At 73.9% G+C, this 1,484-nt stretch carries 1 protein-coding gene and 1 pseudogene; both read right to left on the bottom strand.

Translation table 11 applies throughout. From position 1 onward, the window contains the following. Positions 1-292: pseudogene (locus E1193_RS31370) on the bottom strand (GNAT family N-acetyltransferase); the annotation flags it as partial. 190 nt (positions 293-482) lie between these two features. Continuing rightward, positions 483-1,379, bottom strand: a complete 897-nt coding sequence (locus tag E1193_RS31365) for a hypothetical protein (RefSeq protein ID WP_132186734.1) — start codon at positions 1,377-1,379, stop codon at positions 483-485. Between the last annotated feature and the right edge of the window lie 105 nt (positions 1,380-1,484).

Below are 1,484 nucleotides of genomic sequence, written 5' to 3'. Positions count from 1 at the left end.
GCCACATCCCGGTCTCCACCACCCCGGGTTCGTCGCAGCGGCGCATCCGCACCATGCCGACCACCTCGCCGCCGGCCACGATGGCGTACATCCGGGTGCGGGTCGGGCCGGCCAGGCCGGCGAAGCTGGCGCGGTGGTAGTCCCGGAATGCCTCTCGGCGGGCCGCCGACCAGCCGGCCGGCGCTTCGACCGGGGGCATCACGTCATCCGGCTCCGCCTCGGCCACCGCTACAGACAGCAACGGCTCCAGGTTTCGCTCGTCTACCGGCTCCAGCCGTACCGCACCCGTCACGTGCCGGAGTCTGCCCGGCACGCCGGCCACCGGTCCAGATTTTCGGCCGTGGACCGACCCTCCGTCATCCGGATCCGACCGGTCGGCCCATGGCCTGTCCCACGTCACCCTCCGCTGTCACCGTTCGCTCCCGGTGATCGGATCGCGGCCATCCCGATCGCCCTGGAGGCACCCCCGCCCCGGCGGGTGGTCAGTCCCGGGACGGGAACTCGCACAGCACCACCGAGGCGTCGTCGACGCGCTTGTGTCGGCGCAGCCGCTCCGTGTGCTCGCGCTCGGCGGCGCGTACCCGCTCGACCAGCGCGCCCGGCCCCTCGGCGGTGACCAGATCGAGCAGGCCGGCCCAGTCGAGCAATTCGAACTGCTCGACCGCGCAGGAAGCGCCGTCGCTGAGCAGTAGGGCCCGCCGGACCGCGTCCGGACCGCGCAGCGGCAGCGTGCCGGTGAGCGCGTGGTACGCCGCGTCCGGGTCGGTCGCCGCGACCCAGTAGCCGTGGGTACGGTTCATCCGCTCCCGCTGCGCCGCCACCGCCCGCCGGAACCGGGTCTCCGGAGTCACTCCCTCCGGCAGGGCCGCCGCGATCCGGCGCAGGTCGGCCACGGCCGAGTCGAGCCGGTCATCCAAGATCACTGTTGTCCGGCCGCCGGCCTCGAACACCAGCGGGCTGTCGCAGAGCACCAGGTAGTCGACCTCGTCGACGCCCTCCCGAAGCAGGCAGACCGTCGACGACGGAGTGCCTGGATGGTCGAGGTCGCAGGCGTCGCCGTGGTCGGCGCGAACCCCGAGCAACGCTGCCGCCAGGCTGCTCACCAGGGTCGCCGCCGGCCGGGCGGCGACCGCCAGTCCGATCCGGGCGGCCAGGTGGCGGACGAACCAGGCCGGCCCGTGCACGCACCCGGTGTCGAAGCCCTCCGGCACGGTCGCGCCGTCGAGCAGCCCCACCAGCGGGCCGAACCGGAAGACGATGTCCTCGTTCTCCAGCCGGCCCGGGGCGGGCACCGAGACGGAACTGACCCGCATGGTGGACAGGTCGCCGACCGGTCGGACGGTGTGCCCCGCCGGGTGCCGCGCCTCCGGTCCCGCCATCGACTGCTCCTCTCCTCACGCCCGTCGCCCCGCCCCCGACCGGCCCGGAACCCACCACGATCGTGGCAAGTCGCGGTATCCGCCTCGGCGGAAGCCGCAGAATGC

This window comes from Micromonospora sp. KC606, assembly GCF_004348675.1.
GTDB lineage: Bacteria > Actinomycetota > Actinomycetes > Mycobacteriales > Micromonosporaceae > Micromonospora.
Note: the sequence above shows the minus strand (reverse complement) of the source record. Positions and strands in the feature narration are given on the sequence as shown.

What these genes read in the sequence shown, in the direction of transcription:
- E1193_RS31365 (WP_132186734.1), bottom strand. Translation starts at nt 1,379, where the DNA reads ATGGCGGGACCGGAGGCGCGGCACCCGGCGGGGCACACCGTCCGACCG.